The following is a 21370-nucleotide window of genomic DNA, read 5'->3' as shown; positions in this document are numbered from 1 at the left end:
CGAATGAGAACGAAGATCTCCTCGATCCATTTCAAGGCCACAGATTCGCTGAAGGAATTCGCGGAGGCGGAGGTTGGCCGCTTGAACAAGCTTGACGATCGGATTTTGAACTGTGAAATTGAGTTTTCCTACACGAAGGACGACAAGAAGGCGCACATTCAGGTTAGCCTGAACGGCGCGGTGCTGAACGCATCGGAGACCACGGACGATTTTCGCAAGTCGGCGGTATTGGCGGTTGACAAACTCGAGCAGCAGGTGAAGAAATTGAAGGGCAAGCTTCAGGCGAAGCGGGCCGAGGCGGACGAGGAGTGATTCGCCCGGGGTTCACGCGGAGATAGAGGGGCGATGCCGACGCTTCAAGTTGACGAATTTTTGCAGGCGATGCGCGAGCGGTTGTTGCTCAAGCTCGTGAACAGTCCGCGCGGTCTGGTTCGGCGGATCACGCAGAAGGACCTTCACCGGCCCGGACTTGCGCTGGCGGGATTTATTGATCTTTTCACCTTTGATCGGGTGCAGATTTTGGGGAATACGGAGGTGCGCTATCTGGCGACGTTGACTCCGGCGCAGCTCGACCAGAGTTTGCGCGGAATCCTTCGGTTCGAGATTCCCTGCATTATCGTGACGAACTCCAATTCGGTGCCGGCGGCGCTGGTGCAACTGAGCGACGAGGCGGGCAGTTGTGTGTTCGTGACGCCGCTCAGCACGACCGAATGCACGCACCTGCTTTCTGACTATCTCGATCACAAGTTCGCGCCGTCGATGACGGTCCACGGCTCGTTGGTGGACGTTTACGGAACGGGGATGCTATTCACGGGGCGGAGCGGGATCGGCAAATCGGAGGTGGCGCTGGACCTCGTGGAGCGCGGACACCGGCTGGTGTCGGATGATCTTGTGCACATGACGCGGATGGCGGACAACGTGTTGATGGGCAGCGGCTCCGATACGATCCGGCACTACATGGAAATTCGGGGGATCGGGATTATCGACATCGCGCGAATGTACGGAGTGCGCGCGATCCGGATTCAGAAGCGCATCGAGACCGAGGTCGAGTTGGTGGATTGGTCTCCGGAAGAGGACTATGAGCGGACCGGACTCGAGGACCAGTTCAAGGGCTACCTTGGCGTCCGGCTGCCCTATGTGCGACTGCCGATCTTTCCGGGGAAGAACATCACCGTGATCGCCGAGACGATCGCGCTGAATCTGCACTTGCGGGTGTACGGCGTGCACCCGGCGAAGGCGTTCAGCGAGGCGTTGACCAACGCGATGAAGAATCGTGGTTCGCTCGAGAATTATCTCGAAAAGGACTATGAATAAGGCGGATTCATGGCGGTTGCGGCCCTCATAGTCACGCATGGCGACGTCGGTCGCGCGATGCTGGATTCGATCGAACGCACACTGGGGAGCCAGGGTGACGTCGCGGTGATCTCGAACGAGGCGCTGGCACTGGATCAACTGGTGGAATCGGTTCAAGCGCAGCTTGCGCAACGTCCGACGATCATGTTTGTCGATTTTTGCGGCGGCTCACCGTATGTGGTCTGTCGGACCTGCCGGAATTCCCTTCCTCAGGGCGCCGTGATTTCCGGCGTCAACCTCCCGATGCTGATCTCGTTTTTCACGAAGCGAAACAAGTTACCGTTTGCCGAGCTGGTGGCGACCGTCAAGGCCGACGGTTTGCGTGGTATTGAACTACTGACCGAATGATTCTGAAGCTTCCGTGGCAAAAAGACAAGCTGGTTTACCCGCTCGTGCGCGTGGACGACCGGCTGTTGCATGGGCAAGTGATCGTGGGGTGGGGTCAGACGCTGGATCTGGACCTGCTGATCCTGGCGTCGGACCGAGTGGTGAAGGACGAGCCGGCCTTGCGGATCTACGCGGGTTTGATCCCCGAAGAGATGCACGGTGAGGTGCTGTCCCTCACGGAGACGGCCGAGCGCTGGGTGCGGGGCGATTTGGACGGCAAGAAGGCGATGATTGTCGTGGAAGCGCCGGTCGATGCGCTCAAGTTGTTTCGGCTGGGCGCGCCGCTGAAGGTGTTGACGATCGGCGGCCTGCACTTTCGCGAGGAGCGCGAGGAGTTGCTGCCTTATGTGTACTTGTCGGAGTGGGATCGCACGACGCTTGGCGAACTGCGCAAAGAGGGTGTGAAGATCCGCTGTCAGGACCTGCCAACGGCTCAGCCGGTGGCTTACGAGGACTAAGAACGTGGACGGACGAAGAGCCGAACTTCAAGTCGGGGCCGCGGTGATTCTCTCGCTCGCCGTACTGATCGGCGGGATCATGTGGGGGAAGGGGTTCAGTCTGAAGGTATCGCGGCGCCCGATTACGGTGGAATTTCAGAACGTGGGTGGGCTTGAACCCGGCTCCAACGTGCTGGCCAACGGTGTCGTCCAGGGCCGCGTGTCCGAGATTGTTTTAAAAGACGGGCGTGTGAAGATCGAGGCGACCCTGGATAACGACGTCGTCTTGTTCTCGGACTACCGGATCGTGATCGAGTCGCCGACCCTGATGGCGGGGAAGGTGTTGTCGGTCTATCCCGGCGCATTGCCGCCGACGATCAACACAGCGGGCGTGACCCTGCGCGGCGCGGAGCCACTCGGCGTCGGCGAGGCGGTGTCCCTGTTCATGGACTTGTCGGGTGACCTGAAGGCGACGATGGTCAACCTGAACAATCTGCTCATCCATCTGAATGAAGTCGTGGGCGACACGGCGAATCAGACCAGCATTCGCGATCTGCTGAAAAATGCGGGCGACGTGGCGGGTCAGTCGGCGGATCTGCTGCGCGAGAATCGCGCGCAGTTGAAACTGACGTTGGCTCAGTTGTCGGCGACGATTGAGACGGCGCAGCGCGTGGCGGAGTTGGCCGACCGGCGCATGGGCACGACGATCGACGGTGTGGACTCGCTGGTCTTGCAGCTTGCCGATCTGGCGTCTTCCCTGCAGCAGGTGACGACAAACCTGAACAGTGATAGCACCACGGCGGGTCGCTTGCTGAACGATGACGAGTTGTACATTCGTCTCAACAGCGCGCTTTCCGAGGTCGACTCGTTGGCGAATTCGATCCGCACAAAAGGTCTGCGCAACAAGATCGTGCTGTTCTGACCCCATGCAGGGGAGCCGGCAGCATTTTGGCGATAGCGCTTTTCCCGGTTCGTCCGGGGAAAGCGTTGCTGTTTTAGAGCCTCGGAGTACTCAAGTGCGATGGATTTAGCACCCGCCGACCAACTGCAGGTTAACCTGCTTCGGCTGTGGCAGCACGAAGCGTTACAGCAGGGTGCGCCCGCGCGTGAGGAAATCCGGCCGGTGCTGACCGATTTGATGCGGGTGATACTGCGTCCGCATCCCGCGCTCGTTTTCGCGGAAGGCTCGCCCGAGGCGCGGGTGATTCGCGGACTTTTCCCGGCCGGACTCCCCTCGGCTGGCGCCGCGCGTGAGTTGGCCGAGGCGCTTCGTCGGCCGCTGGAGTTGGACGCTCGGGATTGCGGCCTCGTCGGGGACTCCGTGGTGATGCGGGAGTTGCTTGAGGTTGCGGCGCGACTGGCCCCGACGACGGCCACCGTGCTGATTTCGGGGGAAACGGGCACGGGCAAGGAGCTGCTTGCGAGATTCGTGCACACGCGCTCGTTATGCGGGTCGCGGCCGCTGGTTACCATGAACTGCGCGGCGCTCTCGGAATCGTTGCTGCTTTCGGAGTTGTTCGGATATGAACCGGGGGCCTTTACGGGAGCGTCAGCGCGCGGTCGTCAGGGCAAATTGGAGGCGGCCGACGGGGGCGGGCTGTTTCTCGATGAGATCGGTGACCTTCCCGCGGCAGGTCAGGCGGCGTTGTTGCGATTCCTGGATTCCGGCGAGATCCAGAAGCTCGGGCGGGTCAAACCAATTCAGGTGAACGCACGGTTGATTTGCGCGACGAATCGCCAATTGGAACCACTCGTGGCGGCGGGAGCATTTCGCGCGGACCTGTACTATCGCATCGCTCTGTTGCCGCTTGCGCTTCCGCCGCTGCGCGACCGGCTGGAGGATTTGCCGCTGCTGGTGCGCGAGTTCATGGTCCAATTGCAACGCTCACATCGTCGCGCGCGGCCCGATCGCGTCGCAGACGAGGCGATGAACATGCTGTTGACTCACGGCTGGCCGGGAAACGTACGTGAACTTCGTTTCACACTCGAGCGCGCGTTCCTGCTGTGCGATGAAGAAGCGATCGCCGTGAGACATCTGCCCGCACTCGCGGAACGCGGACCGGACGCTAAGCCGGATTCCCGTGGCTCGGAGATCGCGGGAAGGTTGGCGCAGGTCCGAAGCTCGCTGTTCCGCGATCGCGATCATTGGGCGCGATTCCTGTGCGCGCGGATGGACCGCGAAATCTCGAATTCCGATGTGACGGCGGAGTTCGACTTGAGTGAGGCGGCGGCGCGGGTTCGGCTCTCGACGCTGGTCAGTCTCGGATTACTTACGGCCAGCGGCGCCAAGCGGGGTCGGCGCTATCGGGTCCATCTCTGACGTTCGGCGGCCGGGTTGATTCAAACCGTCACGACTCACTCTACCTTGCCTTGCTTTTCCATCTCAAATGTCGCATATTATAAAGTTACGGATATTCGGCTTCCGGGGGGCTTTGCGTCGCGCGCGAGCCTCGTGGCCCGGTTCGTCATGACGCGTAAACAACTGATTTAGATAAACTTTGGCGATCATATCTCCCCGGACATTTCGCGGCACGCGCGATTTTTTGCCTTCCGAGCTCATCGCCCGACGCGCTATAGTGTCCGTGGTAGAAGAGGCGTATCGGCGCTACGGCTTCCAGCCGCTCGAAACGCCGGCCATCGAGTACTTGGAGATTCTCACCGGCAAGTCCGAGGAGAATGACAAGCTCATCTATGAAATCAAGCGCGCCCGGGGGGACAACGAAGAGACGGATGAGTCGGCGATTGCCCTCCGCTACGATTTGACGGTACCGTTGGCGCGAGTGGTCGCGCAATACGCGGAACTGCCGCGGCCATTCAAGCGCTACCAGATTCAGCCCGTCTGGCGCGCGGATCGGCCGCAGCCGCGACAGGGCCGCTTCCGCGAGTTTGTGCAGTGCGATGCGGATATCGTGGGGACGAGTTCGCTGCTGGCTGACGCGGAGATCATAGCGCTGACGTATGAAGTACTGCGGGATTTGGGATTTGAGAAGTTTCGCATACGATTGTCGTCGCGGAAGTTCTTGCACGGGCTATCTGAACTTGTGACCGGCGATCAAGTGCACTTCGCCCGATTCTGCCGTTGTTTGGACAAGTTGGACAAGCTCGGCTGGGACGGAGTTGAACGGGAATTTGTCGCCAATGAGATTCCGGCGGCGCGGGCCCGCGAGTTGGTGACACAGATCTCGGCATCCGCTGGCCATGATCCGGATTTCCCGGCCGTGCACCGACTCCTGAGCACAAACCCGACAGCCTCCGGCGGAATAGACGAAATCGAGGCGGTCTATCGCGCGGCGCTCGAGTTGGGCGTGCCCGTGGCCTCCCTGAGTTTCGATCCGACGCTCGCCCGCGGCCTCGACTATTACACGGGTCCGATCTTCGAGACCGTCCTGCCGGATCATCCGCACATCGGTTCACTGACCGGCGGTGGTCGCTATGATGGACTGGTCGGAACCTTTTCCAAGGCAAACGTGCCGGCCACGGGTACGACGATTGGTCTCGACCGGATTCAGACAGCGCTCACGCAGCTCGGAAAGTTTGCCGCCGCAGCTTCGACGACGCAGGCACTTGTCGCTCGCTTCGACGACGGCGGGATGTCGGAAAATTTGCGGATCGCCGCGGAGCTTCGGCGGGCAGGTTTCCGCGTGGAAGTCTGGTATGATGATGATCGGATGAAAAAGCAGTTTGCTTATGCCGACAAGCAGGGCATCCCGCTGGTACTGATCTGCGGCCCCGAAGAACGCGCGAAGAGCGAGGTGGCGGTCAAGAATCTGCGCACGGCCGAGCAGATTTCGGTGCCGCGTTCGGAACTCGCGCCGCGTGTTTCGTCCTTGCTGAAATAGTCGGTCCCAAGGCGCCACCGATCGACCGTGCGATTTGCGACGCCACTGCTATTCGGGACTCTGTTGCAACGCTACCAGCGCTTCCTGGCCGATGTGCGATTGGAGTCCGGGGAGCACATCGCGGCACACTGTCCGAATTCGGGAAGCATGAAGGGCGTGAATGTTCCCGGCGCGCGGGTCGCGGTCAGCCATCATCCGAGTCCGACGCGCCGATTGCAATACACCTGGGAGTTGATCCATCTCGAAGGGGGCTGGGTCGGCGTGAATACGCTGATCCCCAATCGGCTGGCGGCCGATGCATTTGAGACGGGACTTATTCCGCGCTTTCGCCGCTATGTCAGCTACCGGTCTGAAGCGAAGATTGCCGCGGACACGCGCATTGATTTTGTGATGGGTGCAGCGGAGCGGATGTGGGTCGAGGTGAAAAATGTTACGCTGGTCGAAGCCGGGGTGGCGAAATTCCCCGACAGTGTGACGACGCGCGGTGCGAAACATCTTGAACATCTCACTCGACATGCGCGGACCGGCGGCCGATCGGCCATGCTCTATGTCTGTCAGCATCACGCGGCCGAACGTTTCACCAGCGCCGATGAAATCGATCCGACCTACGGGGCCTTGTTGCGGCGCGCGGTGGCGGCGGGAGTTGCCGTTGAAGTGTGGATCGCCACGGTCACGCCTGAAGAAATCCGACTGCGCGAGCGGTTGCCGTTTCAATTGACCTGATGAAATTGCCGGCGCAGTCACGCGCTCGCCGGGGCACGGAACACGTATGCACGAACTCGTTACATTACATCCTGACTTGACCGCCCGCCCCGACCCGCTGCGCGCAGCCGCCGGGGAGGTCGGAACCGGCCCCGCCGTCTATATCCGGACGTACGGTTGTCAGATGAATGTGTCCGACTCGCAGACGATTGAGTCCTTGTTAGCGGCCCACGGCTACCGCTTTGTCGACGCTCCGGATCAGGCGGATGTGGTGCTGGTTAATACCTGCATGATTCGCGAGACGGCCGAGGTGCGGGCGCTGGGTCAACTATCCAATCTCTCGCAGCTCAAGAAGCGGAACCCGCACCTGGTGATTGGGATTCTCGGTTGTGTCGCGCAGGCGAAGCGCAATGAGATCCTGGACGAGAAATCGTTCGTCGATCTCATCGTCGGCCCCGACTCCTATCGCAAGCTGCCGGTATTGCTGGAGGAGCGGTTCATCAGTCCGCCCGGCTCACGCGGATTGCTCGAGACGACGCTGTTGCGGGATGAACTGTACGACGATATCGTTCCCCGGCACGTCGGCGGCGTCGCCGCTTTCGTTACGATCATCCGGGGTTGCGACAAGTTTTGCAGCTTCTGCGTGGTTCCGCGCACACGTGGCCGCGAACGTTCGCGTCCGCTGCCGTCGATTGTGCGGGAGGTGGAAGCTCTATTGTCGGCGGGTGTGCGGGACGTGATGCTGCTCGGCCAGAACGTGGACTCCTATCGCTGGGAGGGTCACGACTTCGCGGACTGTTTGCGCACCGTGGCCGATCTGCCGGGCATTGCGCGCGTGCGGTACATGACGTCACATCCAACGGACATTTCGTCAAAGCTGCTGGAGACGATGGGCGGGCATTCGAAGATTATGCCGTTCTTGCATCTGCCCGTTCAGGCCGGGGACAACCGCGTGTTGCACGCGATGAACCGACACTATACGCGCGAGCGCTATCTGGAGATTATTGACGAAGCGCGGGCCAGAGTTCCAGACCTGGCTCTGTCCACGGACATTATCGTCGGGTTTCCGACGGAGACGGAGGCGGAGTTCGAGGCCACGCTGGATCTGGTTCGGCGCGTGCGGTTCGACACCGCGTTTACCTTCAAGTACTCGGCGCGTCCGCTGACAAAGGCTGCGCGGCTGGTGGATAACATTCCGGAGCCGGTGAAGGTCAACCGGCTTGAGCGCTTGATCGCGCTTCAGCAGCAAATTCAGGAAGCGCGGAATCGTGAGCAGCTCGGCCGCTCGACGGAGATTCTCGTTGAGGGGCCGGCGCCCAAGGACGATCGGATGTGGACCGGCCGAACTCCTGATTTCCGTCCCGTGGTGATTCCGCGCAACGGCGAGGTGGCCGGGGATCTCGTGCGCGTTCGCCTTGACGAATTGATCGGCTTTACGTTTCGCGCGGTCCGGCTGAATTGACTTTCGCGCCGGAGCGCACCGCGGTTCCGGCACACCCTCCTCGGTTCGATTGATTCTCCTACTTACATCGTATTCTTGAGGCGCTACCATGTGGATTCTCCGCTGGTTTCTGCTGATTGTCGTGCTGTTTTTTCTGGTGGGATTCTTCTCGCAGAATTCCGATCAGGTGGTCTCGGTGCGCCTGTTGGGCTGGAGCTCCCCGGACTTACCGCTGGCCTACATGCTGTTTCTGGCGGGACTGATCGGGTACGTGCTGTGTTTGCTCGTGGCGCTGGTCAATCAACTGCGGCTGCGATCACAGATCGCGAATTTGAAGCGTGAGAGCCGAGCCCAGCAGACCGAACTTGACCGCTTGCGCAATTTTGCCATTGAGGAAGATTCGCTCGGCAGCCAAAGCGAGGTGGGCTCGTGACATTCGCTGAAGCCTTCACGCTGTTGTTGTTGGTGGCCGTGGTCGCGCTCGGCGCCTATCTCTACATGCAGCGTCGGGAATCGAGCGGCAAGGAGCCGATTAGTCCGTACACGGAGGGCTTGCGCGCCGTGCTGGAGGGCGACCGCTTCCGCGCGGCGCAGAAACTGCGCGAATCGGTGGCGCGTGATTCGTCGAATGTGGACGCGTATCTGCGCCTGGGAGTGCTGGCCGCGGAGACCGGCGACTTGGTCAAGGCGATCAAGATTCATCGCGCCTTGACGTTTCGCGCCGATTTGACGCAGTTGCAGAAGGCGGAAGTCTATCGGGCATTGGCCGAGGACTTTCTGAAATCGGGCGATCAGGCCCGGGCGCTCGAGGCGGTGGAGCATGTGTTGTCGCTTTCGAAGAAGGATCAATGGTCGCTGGAGCGGAAGATGGCGCTGCACATCGCGCAGCAGGATTGGAACGGCGCTTTTGAGGCGGCGGAACGTCTGGCTTCAGCCGGGGGCAGCGTGAGCGCTCGCCGGCTGGCCGTCTTGAAAACTCAGGACGGGATGCGGCTCTGTCGCGATCGCAAGGAACGTGACGGTCGCATCCAGTACCGCGAAGCGATCAAGCACGACCCGACCCTGCCGGCTCCGTATCTCTACTGGGGTGATTCGTACATCCGCGAGAGCCGGACCGAGGATGCCGTCAAGATCTGGAAGCGGCTCCTGGAAATGAACCCGGAACGCGCGCATCTTGTATTTGAGCGTCTTGAAACGCACCTCTTCGATCTGGGGCGCTTCTCGGAAATCGAGCAGATCTATCGTGGACTGACGCGATCGAATTCTCACACGGTTCATGCGTTCGCGGCCCTCTCGCGTTTTCTGGAGAAACGGGGCGACCGTTCCGACGCGGTAACGGTTCTGAATGAGGGGTTGGCGCAGAACCCGGACAGCCTTTGGCTGCGGCGGCGGCTGGTTCAGATCTATGCGGACGTGCGTGACGTCGATCGGGTGATGTCACTGACCCGGGACCTGTTGTCGCGGGTGATGCACGAAAGCTACGAGTTCAAGTGCGACTCATGCGGCAACATCTCGCTGGAGCCGCTGTGGTTGTGTCCGAAATGCAATCAACTGGATACCTATCATGCGTAGAGTTCTCCTCCTTGTCTTCATCATGGCCGGTGCGGCGATGGCCAAGACGGCGATCGATCTCATGGCAGAAGGCCGTTTTACCGAGGCGCGAGCGATTTTGGACACGACCCAGGCCAGCCCTCGCTACCAGCTCCTCCTGTATGCGATGACGGAGACTGACGCTCAGCGGGCCTGCTCGCTCTATACGGCAATCACCGCTCGCTATCCGGGTACGGATTGCGACAGTGTCGCGCGCGAGCGGCTGGATCTGGCGCGTCAGATGGGGTTCACCGGAACTCAGCCGGTGGCGGCAACGCAGCCCGCGGAGCTGATCGCCGGCCGCTCCGACAACAAGAGCGGCGAAGTCATTTTGTCTGATGCGCGGGCCTCACAAGCAGCGACTCCGAAAGCCGGTGTAGAATCAAAGCCGAGAGTCGAGACGCCCAAGACCGAGCCCGTAGCCGTTGCGCCGTCCACCGAGCGCACGAAGATCGCGTCAACGGTGGACGCTGCGAGTTCTGCAGCCGCCAAGCCGCCGGTCCAGACGGTCACGAGCCCCGAGCCGAAAGCGGCCGCGAAGCCCGAGGTCAAGAGCGAAACGAAGACCGCGTCAACACCGCTGGTGGCGGACGCTGCACCGGTTTCGCCCAAGGCGGCCGCTAAACCGGCAGTGGCGACACCGACGCCACCGGTTGTTGAGACGCCCAAAGTTGAAAAGCCGGCGGCGAAATCACCGCCGAATGTCGAGACGAAAATCGACGTCCCGGCAATCGCCGGTGCGAAGGCGACCGAACCGATCAAGCCGCCCAAGGTAACGGCGCCGACATCCGTAGCGAATACTCCGACGACGTCCGAGGTCACGAAAGCGGCGGGACCCGCAACCAAAGCGGAAGCTCCGACGACGGCGACGAAAACAAATGCAACGGATCAGTCGAAACCTGTCCCGCCCGTTCCGCCGAAACCGACTTCGAAGCAGAAGCAGGACCAAACTGGAAGTGTCGAACGCAAACCGGAGTCTCCGGGGGCGAATGCCGGTAGCGTGGCACCTGCCAAGCCGGTCGCAGGGGAAACACCGACCGCCACTGAACCGGCGAAAACGGCGCCCCCTTCCGCGACGAAACCCGCACCGGCTCAAACCAAGCCGGTGGCACAGCCGGCCACCGAGTCGAACAGCGAGCCGGCGACGAAGCCGCTGCCGATGCCGAAAGAAAACCCAAAACCTGCGCAACCGACACCGGCCAAGGTCGCTCCCGGCGAAGAGAAATCGCCGCCACCATCCAAAAGCGTTACCGCCGAGGCCGAGCGCACAGGTGAGATCAAGCCTGCCTCAGCTTCTTCCGAACGATCTGCTGTGCACTCGTCAGCGAAATCCGGCGGATGGTTTATTCAGGTCGGCGCGTTTGGCAATCCTGACAACGCTCACCGACTGGCACAGAAACTGGAGAGCGCCGGATATGGTGTCAAGCTTGTGCCACGCGTACAGGGTGACAAAGAGCTGCTGCAAGTTCGCGTGGGTGGCTATGCCAGTCGCGATGAGTGCGTTCCGGAGGTGGACAAGCTGAAGTCCCAATTCAGTGTCCCTGCTGTAATTATCACGGAATGACCGCGTATTCACACACGATCTTGACGGCGCCGTCTCAGCTCGTGCGGGACGGCGCTTGCATTCACCGACGCCGAGCACGATAGTCTTCGCTGCCCTTCAGCTCACGACTCCGAATCGATTCGATCATGTCAACCCCCATGCTCAAGCAGTATCACGAGATCAAGGCCAGCTATCCTGATGTCGTGTTATTCTATCGCATGGGCGACTTCTTCGAGATGTTTTTTGAAGATGCGAAGCTGGCGGCGGAGGTGCTCGGTCTCACGTTGACTAAGCGCGGGCACGGTATTGAGGGCGATGTCCCGCTGGCGGGCTTTCCGCATCATCAGCTGGAGAACTATCTGGCGCGGATGACGCGGGCCGGATATCGCGTGGCGGTTTGCGAGCAGGTCGAGGACCCGAAGCAGGCTAAGGGAATTGTCAAGCGCTCGGTTACCGAGGTCGTGTCGGCCGGCACCACGTTCTCCGAGCGCGCGCTGGATGAATCGAAGAACAACTATCTCGCCAGTGTGTTCTTGCAGGACGAGCATGCGGGTCTGGCTTATGCGGATGCGACCACGGGTGAATTCTTTACGGGGGTACTGCGCTTGTCGGAACTGCCCGCGCGCATCGCGGCTCTGGAGCCGTCCGAGCTGCTGTGCGCGCACGACCAGCGTGCGGCGATTGAAGCCTGTCTGGATCGCGTCCAGCTGGCGCTGACGGTATTACCGCGCTGGCACTTTTCCAGCGAGGCGGCGACGAAGACGCTGACCGGGCATTTTGGCGTCGCGAATCTGAAAGGTTTTGGACTCGGCGACCTCGACCTCGCGGTGTGCGTGGCGGGCGCTTTGGTGGACTATTTGCGCTCCATGCTGGTGGAGCGTCCGGACGTGCTGCACGACTTACAAGTGTACACGGAGGGCGGTGAACTGCTGATGGACGCGAGCACGCGCCGTCATTTGGAGCTCGTCAACTCGGCTTCGGGCGAACCGCGGGCCACGTTGTACTATGTACTGAATCGTACGCGCACCGCGCCGGGCGCGCGGCTATTGCGGCGCTGGCTGCTGGCGCCGCTCGCGAATTTGGAATCGATTAACGAGCGGCAGGCACGAGTTGCCTATCTGGTCGAGAACCCGTCCTTGCTTGCGTCGGTCGGCGAGTGGCTGGCGGGCACCGGCGATTTGCAGCGCACGTTCAGCCGCCTCGCCACGCACCGCGGATCCCCCCGTGACGCGATTCTCGTTCGCACGGTACTCGAGAAGCTGCCAACCCTCCATAGCAAGTGGTCGGCGTTTCCGGACACGCCGTTGCAACCGCTCTTGGACGAATTGCCTCCGCAGACGGCCCTGGTCGATTTCCTCCGATCCGTGCTGGTCGACGATCCGCCGCTGACGGTCGGTGAGGGTCGATCGATTCGCGACGGTTTTTCGACCGATCTTGACGAACTCCGAAATGTGCGCAAGCACGCGGGCGAGTGGATCCTGGCGCACCAGAGCGACGAGCGCAACCGGACGGGGATCAGTTCGCTCAAGATCGGCTATAACCGGGTCTTCGGCTATTATATTGAAATCACGCACGCGCACAAGGACAAGGTGCCCGCGAGCTATATCCGCAAGCAAACCTTGACCGGAGCCGAGCGCTACGTGACGCCCGAGCTCAAGGCGTGGGAAGAGAAGATCTTGAATGCCGACGAGCGAATCAGTGTCCTCGAAACCGAGATCTGGGACAAGGTCAAGGTTGAACTCCAATCTCATGCCGAGACGATTAACCGCCTGGCGCGGGCACTGGCTGAATTCGATGTTTATCAGAGTCTGGCCCGGGTTGCCCGCGAATGTCGTTTCGCTCGTCCTGCGTTGTCCGGGGGCGGCGAACTTCGCATTGTCGGCGGCAGACATCCCGTCGTGGAATCGCTCTTGCCTCCCGGGACCGGGTTTGTCGCGAATGATCTGGTGATGGGCCTGCCCGATTTCCAGATCATGGTGTTGACCGGCCCGAACATGGCCGGCAAGTCCACCTACTTGCGGCAGAACGCTCTCATCGTCATTCTCGCCCAGATTGGCTCGTTTGTGCCGGCCGAGGCCGCCTCGGTTGGCATTGTCGATCGAATCTTCACCAGGATCGGCGCCGGGGACAACCTGGCCGGGGGGGAATCGACGTTTCTGGTCGAGATGAGCGAAGTGGCGAACATTCTCCGTAATGCCACGCCGCGGTCGCTGGTAGTGCTGGATGAGGTCGGACGCGGCACTTCGACGTACGATGGCCTGTCGCTGGCCTGGGCAATTACAGAGTACCTGCACGAGCATCCGGCTGTGGCGGCCAAGACGCTCTTTGCGACACACTATCATGAGCTGAACAAGCTGGCCATTCAGTACGATCGGGTCCAGAACTACCGCGTCGAAGTTGAAGAGTGGGGGGACCGGGTTGTCTTTCTGCATCGGATCTCGAAGGGCGAAACTGACCGTTCATACGGCATTGAGGTGGCACGACTTGCCGGACTGCCGCTTTCCATCGTGGAGCGCGCTCGTCACCTGTTGCCGACCTGGGAACCGGCTCGAAGCGGCGAATGCGCCCCGGTTGCCCCCCCCCGGCAGGCCCCTACTTTTCAGCTAACTCTATTTGAAAACAATAGTCAGAGTGTCCTCTCCGCCCTCCAAAAGCTCGATGTGGAGCGACTTAGCGCTCGTGAGGCGTTGGATAAGCTATTTGAAATAAAGGAGATGCTGAATGGAAAGGAGTCATAGAAGTTGCACCCATAGGCTTGACTCTCGGTTAGCTTTTCCTTATTTTTAATAGAACTACGATTTTTTGAAGAGGTGAAAAAGGACTCTTGCTGCGTGGTGGACCCCTCCGCCCGAAAACGATTTGATCTGCATTGGCTTCGCTGTAATCAGGAGGGTCACATGACTGCACCTCATTTGATGGTCGCGGCACTGTTGGCGATTGTATTTGTTTGTGCGCCATTTGCCAGCGCCGCTACATTCGTGATTGGCCGTTACGCGGGCGAGTTTCTATCGCTCGGAGCGGGTGCTCGGCCATTGGCCATGGGCGGAGCGTCAGTTGCGGAGCCTTTGGCGTCGTCGGCGGTGTATTACAATCCTTCGGCGCTCGCGGGGCTTCAGCGACAACACGTTGAGTTCATGCACGCGTCGCAGTTTGACAATCTTTACACTTACGACTATTTGTCATTCGCGCGGCCGCTGCGCGGCGGTCTGTCCGGCGGGCTCACGCTTCTGTACACTCGGGTGTCTGATATCCCGCTGACCCGGCTATCGGATCCGTCGCTGCCGCTGAGCGATGACAATCGGGTGCTGGTCCGCGAACAGACCGGCGACCATGAGATTGCGGTGATGGCCGGCGCGGGCCGTATGTCGCGATACGGGTGGCGGCTCGGCGGCAGTGGGAAGCTCTTGATGAAGTCCGTCGCCGGCGAGTCGGCTTACGGTCTGGGTTTCGACGTGGCTGCCAGTCGCAAGGTGAATTCACGTCTGGACTTCGGACTCGCAGCCCGGGATATATCGACCAGCCTGCTCGCTTGGAGTACCGGACGGACCGAAGCGATATTGCCTTCGTTGCTGGCCGGAGCGGCCTACCACACGGATTTCAGATCGGCGAACGCACACATCGTGATTGCCGGCGATCTCGACGGGCACTTTGAATCGCGCGGTGATGCCGACCTGATCTCGGCCGGGCAACTATCGGTGCAGCCGCATGTCGGAGTCGAGTACGAGATCGCTCATACCGTGGCCTTGCGCGGGGGGATTAGCGGCGAGGACTTGACCTATGGAGCGGGTTTGCGGCTTTCCGCCCTGAGCGTGAGCGCCGCCTTTCAGGATCACGCGGACCTTGGATTCACACACCGGATTTCGGCGGCGGTAACTTGGTAATGTACTCGCCATTGGTGACGGCTAACGGCTGGGTCGCAACGGGCGAGCCGGAGTGCGGTCGATGATCTTCAGCATGACCGGCTTTGGCCGGGGTGAGGCCTCGGCGGAAGGCATCCGCGTGTATGCCGAGATTCGGACGGTGAATAACCGTTACCTTGATTTCGGCTATCGGGCGCCGCGCAGTTTGCAGAATTTCGAGCCGGAGTTGCGGGAGCTTTGCCGCAGCCGGATCCAGCGGGGCAAACTGAATCTCACGCTGAACGAGTCGCGCGGCGTGGACGCGCCGTCGGTGCTGCGGATCGATACGGGGGCGGCGCAGAAGCTGGCTCGTGAGCTGCACGAACTCGCGGTCGAGTTGGGTTTGCACGGCGGTCTGTCGCTGGAACACTTACTCCATTTTCCGGAGATTCTGTTTCCGGTGGAGAATCCGCAGGTTGCCGAACTGATGTTGACTCTGGCGCGCGCGGCGACGGAGGCGGCGCTAGCGGATTTGAAGCGCATGCGGGAGGCCGAGGGCCGGAATCTGGCGGACGATCTGCTCGAACGCACGCACGAAATAGAGCGGGCGCTGGGCGAGATCGTCGAGAAGCAGGACGGCTTACCGCAGCGGGCGCTGGAAAAGATGCGCGAGCGCATCAAGCGCCTGGTCGCGGGCGAGTCTTACGACGATAATCGGCTCGAGATGGAGTTGGCGTTTCTGGCCGACCGGCTGGATATCACGGAAGAAGCCGTGCGGCTGCGGGGGCACATTGCTGCCTTTCGCAAGACGCTGGAGTCTCCGGCGGGAACGGCGGGCAAGCGCCTCGAATTCCTGTTGCAGGAGATGAACCGCGAATCGAACACGATTGGTTCCAAAACCTCCAGCCTCGACATTTCGCACTTGAGTCTGCGCATGCGCGAGGAGATCGAACGGATGCGCGAGCAGGTTCAGAATATTGAGTAGTCGCGGGCGGCTTCTGGTCTTTGCGGCTCCGGCGGGAACGGGCAAGAGCACGATCATTTCGCGGCTGCGCGAGCGGCATTCCGACTGGGGGTTCTCGTGCAGCGCCACGACGCGGTCTCCCCGGCCGGGCGAGCAGGATGGCCGCGAGTATTTCTTCCTGGATCGCGATGAATTCCTGCGGCGAGTTGCCTGCGGCGACTTTTTTGAGCATGAAGAGGTTCACGGCGAGCTTTACGGGACTTTGCGGACGCCGACGCTGGAACGTCTGGCCCGCGGCGAAACGCTGATCTTTGACTTGGATGTCAAGGGTGCGCTGACCTTCAAGGCGGGTTTCCCCGCGGCGTTGACCATCTTCCTGCAGCCGCCGTCTCGCGCGACGCTGCGCGAACGATTGGAAAAGCGGCACACGGAGCCGCCGGAGTTGATTGAGCGGCGCCTGAATCGCGTCGAAATGGAAATTCAGCACGCGGACCGCTTTGACTGCCGCGTGATCAACGATGACTTAGAGCGAGCGGTGGCGGAGATTGAAGCCATCGTCAGCGCCAGATTTAGTGGTTAAGCACACATGAAAAGGAGACTGTGCGCGCCGTCGATTCAGCAGCCTCAAGCGACTGCGGGGGAAACGCGGCCGGTGCGCAAGTCCCAGAGAAAGGTCCGATGAAGTCAGAACACCTGTTTCCGGAAGATTACCTGCCGCGCGCGGCCAACATTTACGAGGCGGTGCTGGTGATCGCCAAGCGCGCCCGTCAAATCGGTGAGTTGCAGAAGCGGCACATTGATCGTTATTTGGGTCAGACCGAGATGCTCGAGCAGGAGGCGGCGCGCAAGCGGGCGGAGGAATCCGATGACGCCGAGCCGCCGGAACCGATCGAACGGCCGGGTTTGAAGTTTGAGAAGCCCGTCGTGCTGGCGATGGAAGAAATGCACCAGGGTCGGATTGAATACTACTATGAAGGGTAATCGCCCGCCCTATTCCCCCCCGGCCGCGCGTCCCGATCGTCAGGACCTCGCCGGCCGCAAGATCCTGCTGGGGATCACCGGCGGTATCGCCGCGTACAAGGCCGTGGAACTCGCGCGGCTGTTCGTCAAGAACGGCGCGCGGGTGCAGGTCGTGATGACCCGTGAGGCGGAGAAGTTTGTTGCTCCGCTGACGTTCGAGGCGATCACGGCGCGCAGCGTGTACATCGAGATGTTCCCGGCCCACGGCACGGAGTCGCCGTGGCACACGGAAATTGCGACGTGGTGCGATCTCGCGATGATCGTTCCCGCCACGGCCAACTGCATGGCTAAACTGGCGGCGGGATTATGCGATGATCTGTTGACGACATTGATGCTGACGATCGAGCGTCCGCGGGTGATCTGTCCGGCCATGAACCCCCGGATGTGGGCCAACCCGGCGACGCAGGACAATCTCGCCACGTTGAAGCGACGGGGCTATCGTGTCATCATGCCGGAAGAGGGACCGATGGCGCGTCCCGGCGAGGAAGATGGCATCGGCCGGCTGGCGGAACCGGAGTCCATTTATCGTGACATTAAGCACGTCCTCTCCGCGCCTCAGGACCTTCGCGGCGTGCGTGTGCTGGTGACGGCCGGGCGGACCGAGGAGTCGTGGGATCCGGTTCGCGTGTTGACGAATCGCGCTTCGGGTCGCATGGGCTTCGCGCTCGCCGAAGAAGCGCGCGAACGCGGCGCGGATGTGATGCTGATTCACGGCCCCACCGATGTGATTCCGCCGACCGGGGTCCGCATCCGCACCATCACGACCGCGGCGGAGATGACGCTGGCCGTGCGCCAGGAATTTCCGCACTCGAACATTCTCTTGATGAGCGCGGCGGTCGCGGACTACACGTTTGAGTCCACGGCTCAACACAAGATTAAAAAAGGCCTCCCGGCTTCAGAGCTGAAGCTGATCGCGACGGAGGACATCCTGAAGTCCCTCGCCGGGATGAAGGGCAATCGCGTGATTGTCGGCTTCGCGCTCGAGACGGAGAATGTTCTCGAAAACGCGCTGCGCAAGCTTCGCGAGAAGCATCTCGACATCGTGGTCGCGAACAATCCGCTGGAGCAGGGGAGTGGTTTCGCCGGAGAGACGAATCAGGTCTTGATTATTCACCGCAGCGGTCGCGTTTCCGAATTGCCCCTGCAATCGAAGCGCGAGGTTTCCCGGGAGATTCTGAATGCGGTGATCTCGCTCTATCGACACCCGGAACCGGAACCGGAGCTTGAGCCGGAAATTGACACCGATCTCACGGCGTTTGATGACGAGCCTGATCTGATCGACTCGGAGGACGTGGAATTCGACACGGCGGACGACCCGTCGGTCACGCTGGCGCCGCCGCAACAACAGCGGGAGGATCTCGACCGGCATGAAACGAGGTCATCCCGGCGGCGCAAGAAGAAACGTCGTGGTGACGGTCCGCGACCCACTCCGGGGCAAGGTCAGACCGGGCCGACCGCGCAGCAAGCGCCGCCATCGGCACCGAAGCCAGCTCCGGTCGAAGCGACATCCGCACCGAAAGCGGAGCCAGCCGCGGGAGTTGCCAACGGTTCAAAGACGATGGCGCCGAAGCCGCTTGCCGATAGTGCACCGCCAACCGAGAAGAAAGGCAAGACCCGCCGTGGCGGGCGTCGTCAACGCGAACGTCAGGCCCGCATTGCTGCGCGTCAGATTAGCGTTCCCGGTCAGTCGGAACTGCCCATGGACCCGGCGCCCGGAGCGCGGCTGCCGCAGTCGCCGCCGCCGGTCGCCGCTCCCGCTCCCGTAGCGCAACCGGCGTTAGCATCCGAGCCGGCGGAGCAAGCGAAGCCGAAGCGCGCGCGCAAACCGAAAGTCGAGACGGCGGAGAAGCCGGCGGCCAAGGCGAAGAAGGCCCCGGCCAAGAAAGTGGCTGCCAAACGACCCGCGAAGAAGAAGTCCGAAGTCGAAGCGTAGATCGTTCGCGAGTTGTCTTCCATGACGGTGCGGAAAGAACAGTTGCGCTCGCATCTCGAGTATCTTTCGCTCTTTGAGACGGAACTTCCCTGGCCATCCGCGAATCCGACGGTGCGTTCGCAAAGGGATCCGCGTGAGTTGCGCGTACTGCCGGGCGCCGGCGAGCCGTTGCCACGGTCCTTGGCGGAGTACGAGCAGGCGATCTGCAACTGTCAACGTTGCGCGCTGGGCGCGACCCGCACGAAATTCGTCTTCGCGGACGGCAATCCGCGTGCGCGGATCGTATTCGTCGGCGAAGCTCCGGGGCACGATGAGGACCTGCAGGGACTTCCGTTCGTCGGCCGGGCCGGACAATTGCTGAACCAGTTACTTGCGGGTGTCGGGTTGAGTCGCAAAGATGTTTACATCTGCAACGTGCTCAAGTGCCGCCCGCCGGGCAACCGCGATCCGCAACCCGTTGAGGTCGCGACCTGTCGTCCGTACTTGATGACGCAGTTGTCGATTCTGAATCCGGATCTGTTGGTCTGTCTGGGACGGCACGCGGCGATGGCGTTGCTCCAGACGGATGCCGTGATGCGCGACTTGCGCGGGCGGGTGATTCCGTGGCATGGCTTGCAGATACTCGTCACGTATCACCCCGCGTATTTTCTGCGGAGCATGAATCAGCTCTATCTGGGCGAACAGGACTTTCGCAAGCTGCGTGAGCTGTATGATGCGCTGCCGGCGTGAGTGACGGGCGGCGAGTTGCGCAGGCGGGATGGATTCGGGCAAGCGAATCGCGGCCCATGGCTTCGAACAAGATGGAAACGGGAACGATGGCATTGCCGGGCGCAACCAGAGCATTGAATTCGTCCGCCGCGGACAGCGGTTTGCGGACTCCGCCGCATGCACCCGACGCGGAGCGCATGTTGTTGGGCGCGATCCTGATCGACGGATCGAGCTTCAATAAGATCGCTGACCTGCTGGATGACGCCTCGTTTTACCGTCCGGCCCACGCCACGATCTATCGCTCTATGCGCGCGCTGGGGGCCGAGGGGTATCCGATTGATGCGACATCGGTAACCGAAGAGCTGCGCAAGTCGAGTCGGCTGGAGGAAGTGGGCGGCGCGCTTTATCTCAGCGATTTGATGGAGCAGGCGGTGACGGCGGCCAATGTCGAGTACTATGCGTCGCTGATTCAGGAGAAGGCGGTGCTGCGGCGCACGATCTCAGTTGGCTCGGAAGCGGTCACGCATGCCTACGAAGGCGCGATGACTTCGGAAGAGTTGATTGACGATATTCTGACGAAGCTCACGCGGTTAACGCGCGACGGGACCCGGCGATCGATTCCGGCCAAGCAGGCCGCGCACGACACGATCGCCTATGTCAACAAGCTGAAGACCACGCACGGTTTCGTTAGCGGCGTGCCGTCGGGGTTTGACAAGATCGACGAATTCACGTCGGGTTTTCGTCCCGGCGAATTGGTGATCATTGCGGCGCGGCCGTCGATGGGCAAGACGTCGCTGGCGATGAACATCGCGGAGGCGGCGGCCGAGCGGGCCGGGGTGCCGACCGCGGTGTTTTCCCTTGAAATGGACGTGCAGCAACTCATGCTGCGCATGCTGTCCGGCAAGGCCAAGATCGGCTTGCATCAACTGCGGTCAACCCTCAACCTGAAGTCGCAGGATTGGACGCGCCTGGTCGAGGCCGCGGACGATTTGTCCAAGCTGCCGATGTTCTTTGACGACACCGCGGGCATCTCGATTGAATCGTTGCGCGCGCGCTCCCGGCAGATGGCACAAGAGTACAACATCGGTTTGGTGGTCATCGATTACCTGCAATTGATCCAGCCGCCCAAAATGGCGGACAGCCAGCAGCAGTGGGTGGCGTTTGTTTCCGCGCAATTGAAACATCTCGCGAAAGACCTGCGGGTGCCGGTGATCTGCCTTTCGCAGTTGTCGCGCGCGCCGGAAACTCGGGGCGGAGATCGCAAGCCCATGCTGTCGGATTTGCGCGATTCGGGCGCGATTGAGCAGGACGCGGACGTCGTGATGTTTGTCTATCGCCCCGAGGTCTATCGGGACACGATGAAGGCCAAGCAGTACGAGTTCAACAACCGCAAGTACGATTACGAAGGACTCGCGGAGATCATCGTCGCGAAGAACCGCAACGGTCCGACCGGCAGCTTCCTGATGACGTTCCTTGGCAAATACACGATGTTCGCCAATTTCGCCGAAGATGTCGTCGGCGGACCGGCGGTCTCAGGCGGCGATGAGGGCGAAGCGGACGAGCCCTCGGGCGAACCGTTTTGATCGCGGGCACCTTGCGGTGGTTGTGTCGCTG

At 61.2% G+C, this 21370-nt stretch carries 20 protein-coding genes; all 20 read left to right on the top strand.

Annotation, left to right across the window (positions count from 1 at the left end; genetic code table 11):
- Positions 1–3 precede the first annotated feature (3 nt).
- A complete protein-coding gene (gene raiA / locus HZB60_08100) occupies positions 4–312 on the top strand; it encodes a ribosome-associated translation inhibitor RaiA (GenBank protein MBI5059725.1) in 309 nt (102 codons plus the stop codon).
- A gap of 33 nt (positions 313–345) precedes the next feature.
- A complete protein-coding gene (gene hprK / locus HZB60_08095) occupies positions 346–1314 on the top strand; it encodes an HPr(Ser) kinase/phosphatase (protein MBI5059724.1) in 969 nt (322 codons plus the stop codon).
- A gap of 9 nt (positions 1315–1323) precedes the next feature.
- Positions 1324–1701 (top strand): hypothetical protein, encoded by a 378-nt coding sequence (locus tag HZB60_08090; protein MBI5059723.1) that lies wholly within the window; start codon positions 1324–1326, stop codon positions 1699–1701.
- The gene (locus HZB60_08085) at positions 1698–2198 is read left to right on the top strand and encodes a PTS sugar transporter subunit IIB (GenBank protein ID MBI5059722.1); all 501 of its coding nucleotides are present in this window, start codon (positions 1698–1700) and stop codon (positions 2196–2198) included. Before HZB60_08090 ends, HZB60_08085 begins: the two co-directional genes overlap by 4 nt.
- Before the next feature lie 4 nt (positions 2199–2202).
- Positions 2203–3099: an MCE family protein gene (locus HZB60_08080; GenBank protein ID MBI5059721.1), complete on the top strand. Its 897-nt coding sequence runs from the start codon at positions 2203–2205 to the stop codon at positions 3097–3099.
- A 99-nt stretch (positions 3100–3198) separates the two neighbouring features.
- Positions 3199–4497 carry a sigma 54-interacting transcriptional regulator gene (locus HZB60_08075; protein MBI5059720.1) on the top strand — a complete coding sequence of 433 codons (1299 nt, stop codon included), beginning with the start codon at positions 3199–3201 and terminating at the stop codon, positions 4495–4497.
- 223 nt (positions 4498–4720) lie between these two features.
- Complete coding sequence (gene hisS / locus HZB60_08070) at positions 4721–6016, top strand: histidine--tRNA ligase (protein MBI5059719.1); 1296 nt, start codon at positions 4721–4723, stop codon at positions 6014–6016.
- Positions 6017–6043: 27 nt separating this feature from the next.
- Positions 6044–6739 carry a DNA/RNA nuclease SfsA gene (sfsA, locus tag HZB60_08065; protein ID MBI5059718.1) on the top strand — a complete coding sequence of 232 codons (696 nt, stop codon included), beginning with the start codon at positions 6044–6046 and terminating at the stop codon, positions 6737–6739.
- Positions 6740–6785: 46 nt separating this feature from the next.
- Positions 6786–8180, top strand: coding sequence for a tRNA (N6-isopentenyl adenosine(37)-C2)-methylthiotransferase MiaB (gene miaB / locus HZB60_08060; GenBank protein ID MBI5059717.1), 1395 nt, complete (start codon positions 6786–6788; stop codon positions 8178–8180).
- An 88-nt stretch (positions 8181–8268) separates the two neighbouring features.
- On the top strand, positions 8269–8592 hold the full coding sequence (locus HZB60_08055; protein MBI5059716.1) for a LapA family protein: 324 nt from the start codon (positions 8269–8271) through the stop codon (positions 8590–8592).
- Positions 8589–9731, top strand: coding sequence for a tetratricopeptide repeat protein (locus HZB60_08050; protein ID MBI5059715.1), 1143 nt, complete (start codon positions 8589–8591; stop codon positions 9729–9731). The genes HZB60_08055 and HZB60_08050 overlap by 4 nt, the downstream gene beginning before the upstream one ends.
- Positions 9724–11313: an SPOR domain-containing protein gene (locus tag HZB60_08045; GenBank protein MBI5059714.1), complete on the top strand. Its 1590-nt coding sequence runs from the start codon at positions 9724–9726 to the stop codon at positions 11311–11313. Before HZB60_08050 ends, HZB60_08045 begins: the two co-directional genes overlap by 8 nt.
- 125 nt (positions 11314–11438) lie before the next feature.
- Positions 11439–14030: a DNA mismatch repair protein MutS gene (gene mutS / locus HZB60_08040; protein ID MBI5059713.1), complete on the top strand. Its 2592-nt coding sequence runs from the start codon at positions 11439–11441 to the stop codon at positions 14028–14030.
- A gap of 159 nt (positions 14031–14189) precedes the next feature.
- Positions 14190–15173, top strand: coding sequence for a hypothetical protein (locus HZB60_08035; GenBank protein ID MBI5059712.1), 984 nt, complete (start codon positions 14190–14192; stop codon positions 15171–15173).
- Between the two features lie 61 nt (positions 15174–15234).
- A complete protein-coding gene (locus HZB60_08030; GenBank protein MBI5059711.1) occupies positions 15235–16116 on the top strand; it encodes a YicC family protein in 882 nt (293 codons plus the stop codon).
- Complete coding sequence (gene gmk / locus HZB60_08025) at positions 16106–16675, top strand: guanylate kinase (GenBank protein ID MBI5059710.1); 570 nt, start codon at positions 16106–16108, stop codon at positions 16673–16675. Before HZB60_08030 ends, gmk begins: the two co-directional genes overlap by 11 nt.
- 98 nt (positions 16676–16773) lie before the next feature.
- Complete coding sequence (locus HZB60_08020) at positions 16774–17076, top strand: DNA-directed RNA polymerase subunit omega (GenBank protein ID MBI5059709.1); 303 nt, start codon at positions 16774–16776, stop codon at positions 17074–17076.
- Positions 17066–19048: a bifunctional phosphopantothenoylcysteine decarboxylase/phosphopantothenate--cysteine ligase CoaBC gene (gene coaBC, locus HZB60_08015; protein ID MBI5059708.1), complete on the top strand. Its 1983-nt coding sequence runs from the start codon at positions 17066–17068 to the stop codon at positions 19046–19048. The genes HZB60_08020 and coaBC overlap by 11 nt, the downstream gene beginning before the upstream one ends.
- A 21-nt stretch (positions 19049–19069) precedes the next feature.
- The gene (locus HZB60_08010; protein MBI5059707.1) at positions 19070–19777 is read left to right on the top strand and encodes a uracil-DNA glycosylase; all 708 of its coding nucleotides are present in this window, start codon (positions 19070–19072) and stop codon (positions 19775–19777) included.
- 56 nt (positions 19778–19833) lie between these two features.
- Positions 19834–21339 (top strand): replicative DNA helicase, encoded by a 1506-nt coding sequence (dnaB, locus tag HZB60_08005; protein MBI5059706.1) that lies wholly within the window; start codon positions 19834–19836, stop codon positions 21337–21339.
- Positions 21340–21370 lie beyond the last annotated feature (31 nt).

It is taken from the genome of candidate division KSB1 bacterium (assembly GCA_016214895.1).
In the GTDB taxonomy this organism is placed as follows: Bacteria; Electryoneota; RPQS01; order RPQS01; family RPQS01; genus JACRMR01.
The sequence above is the reverse complement of the archived record's forward strand: the minus strand, read 5'-3'. Positions and strand labels throughout refer to the sequence as shown.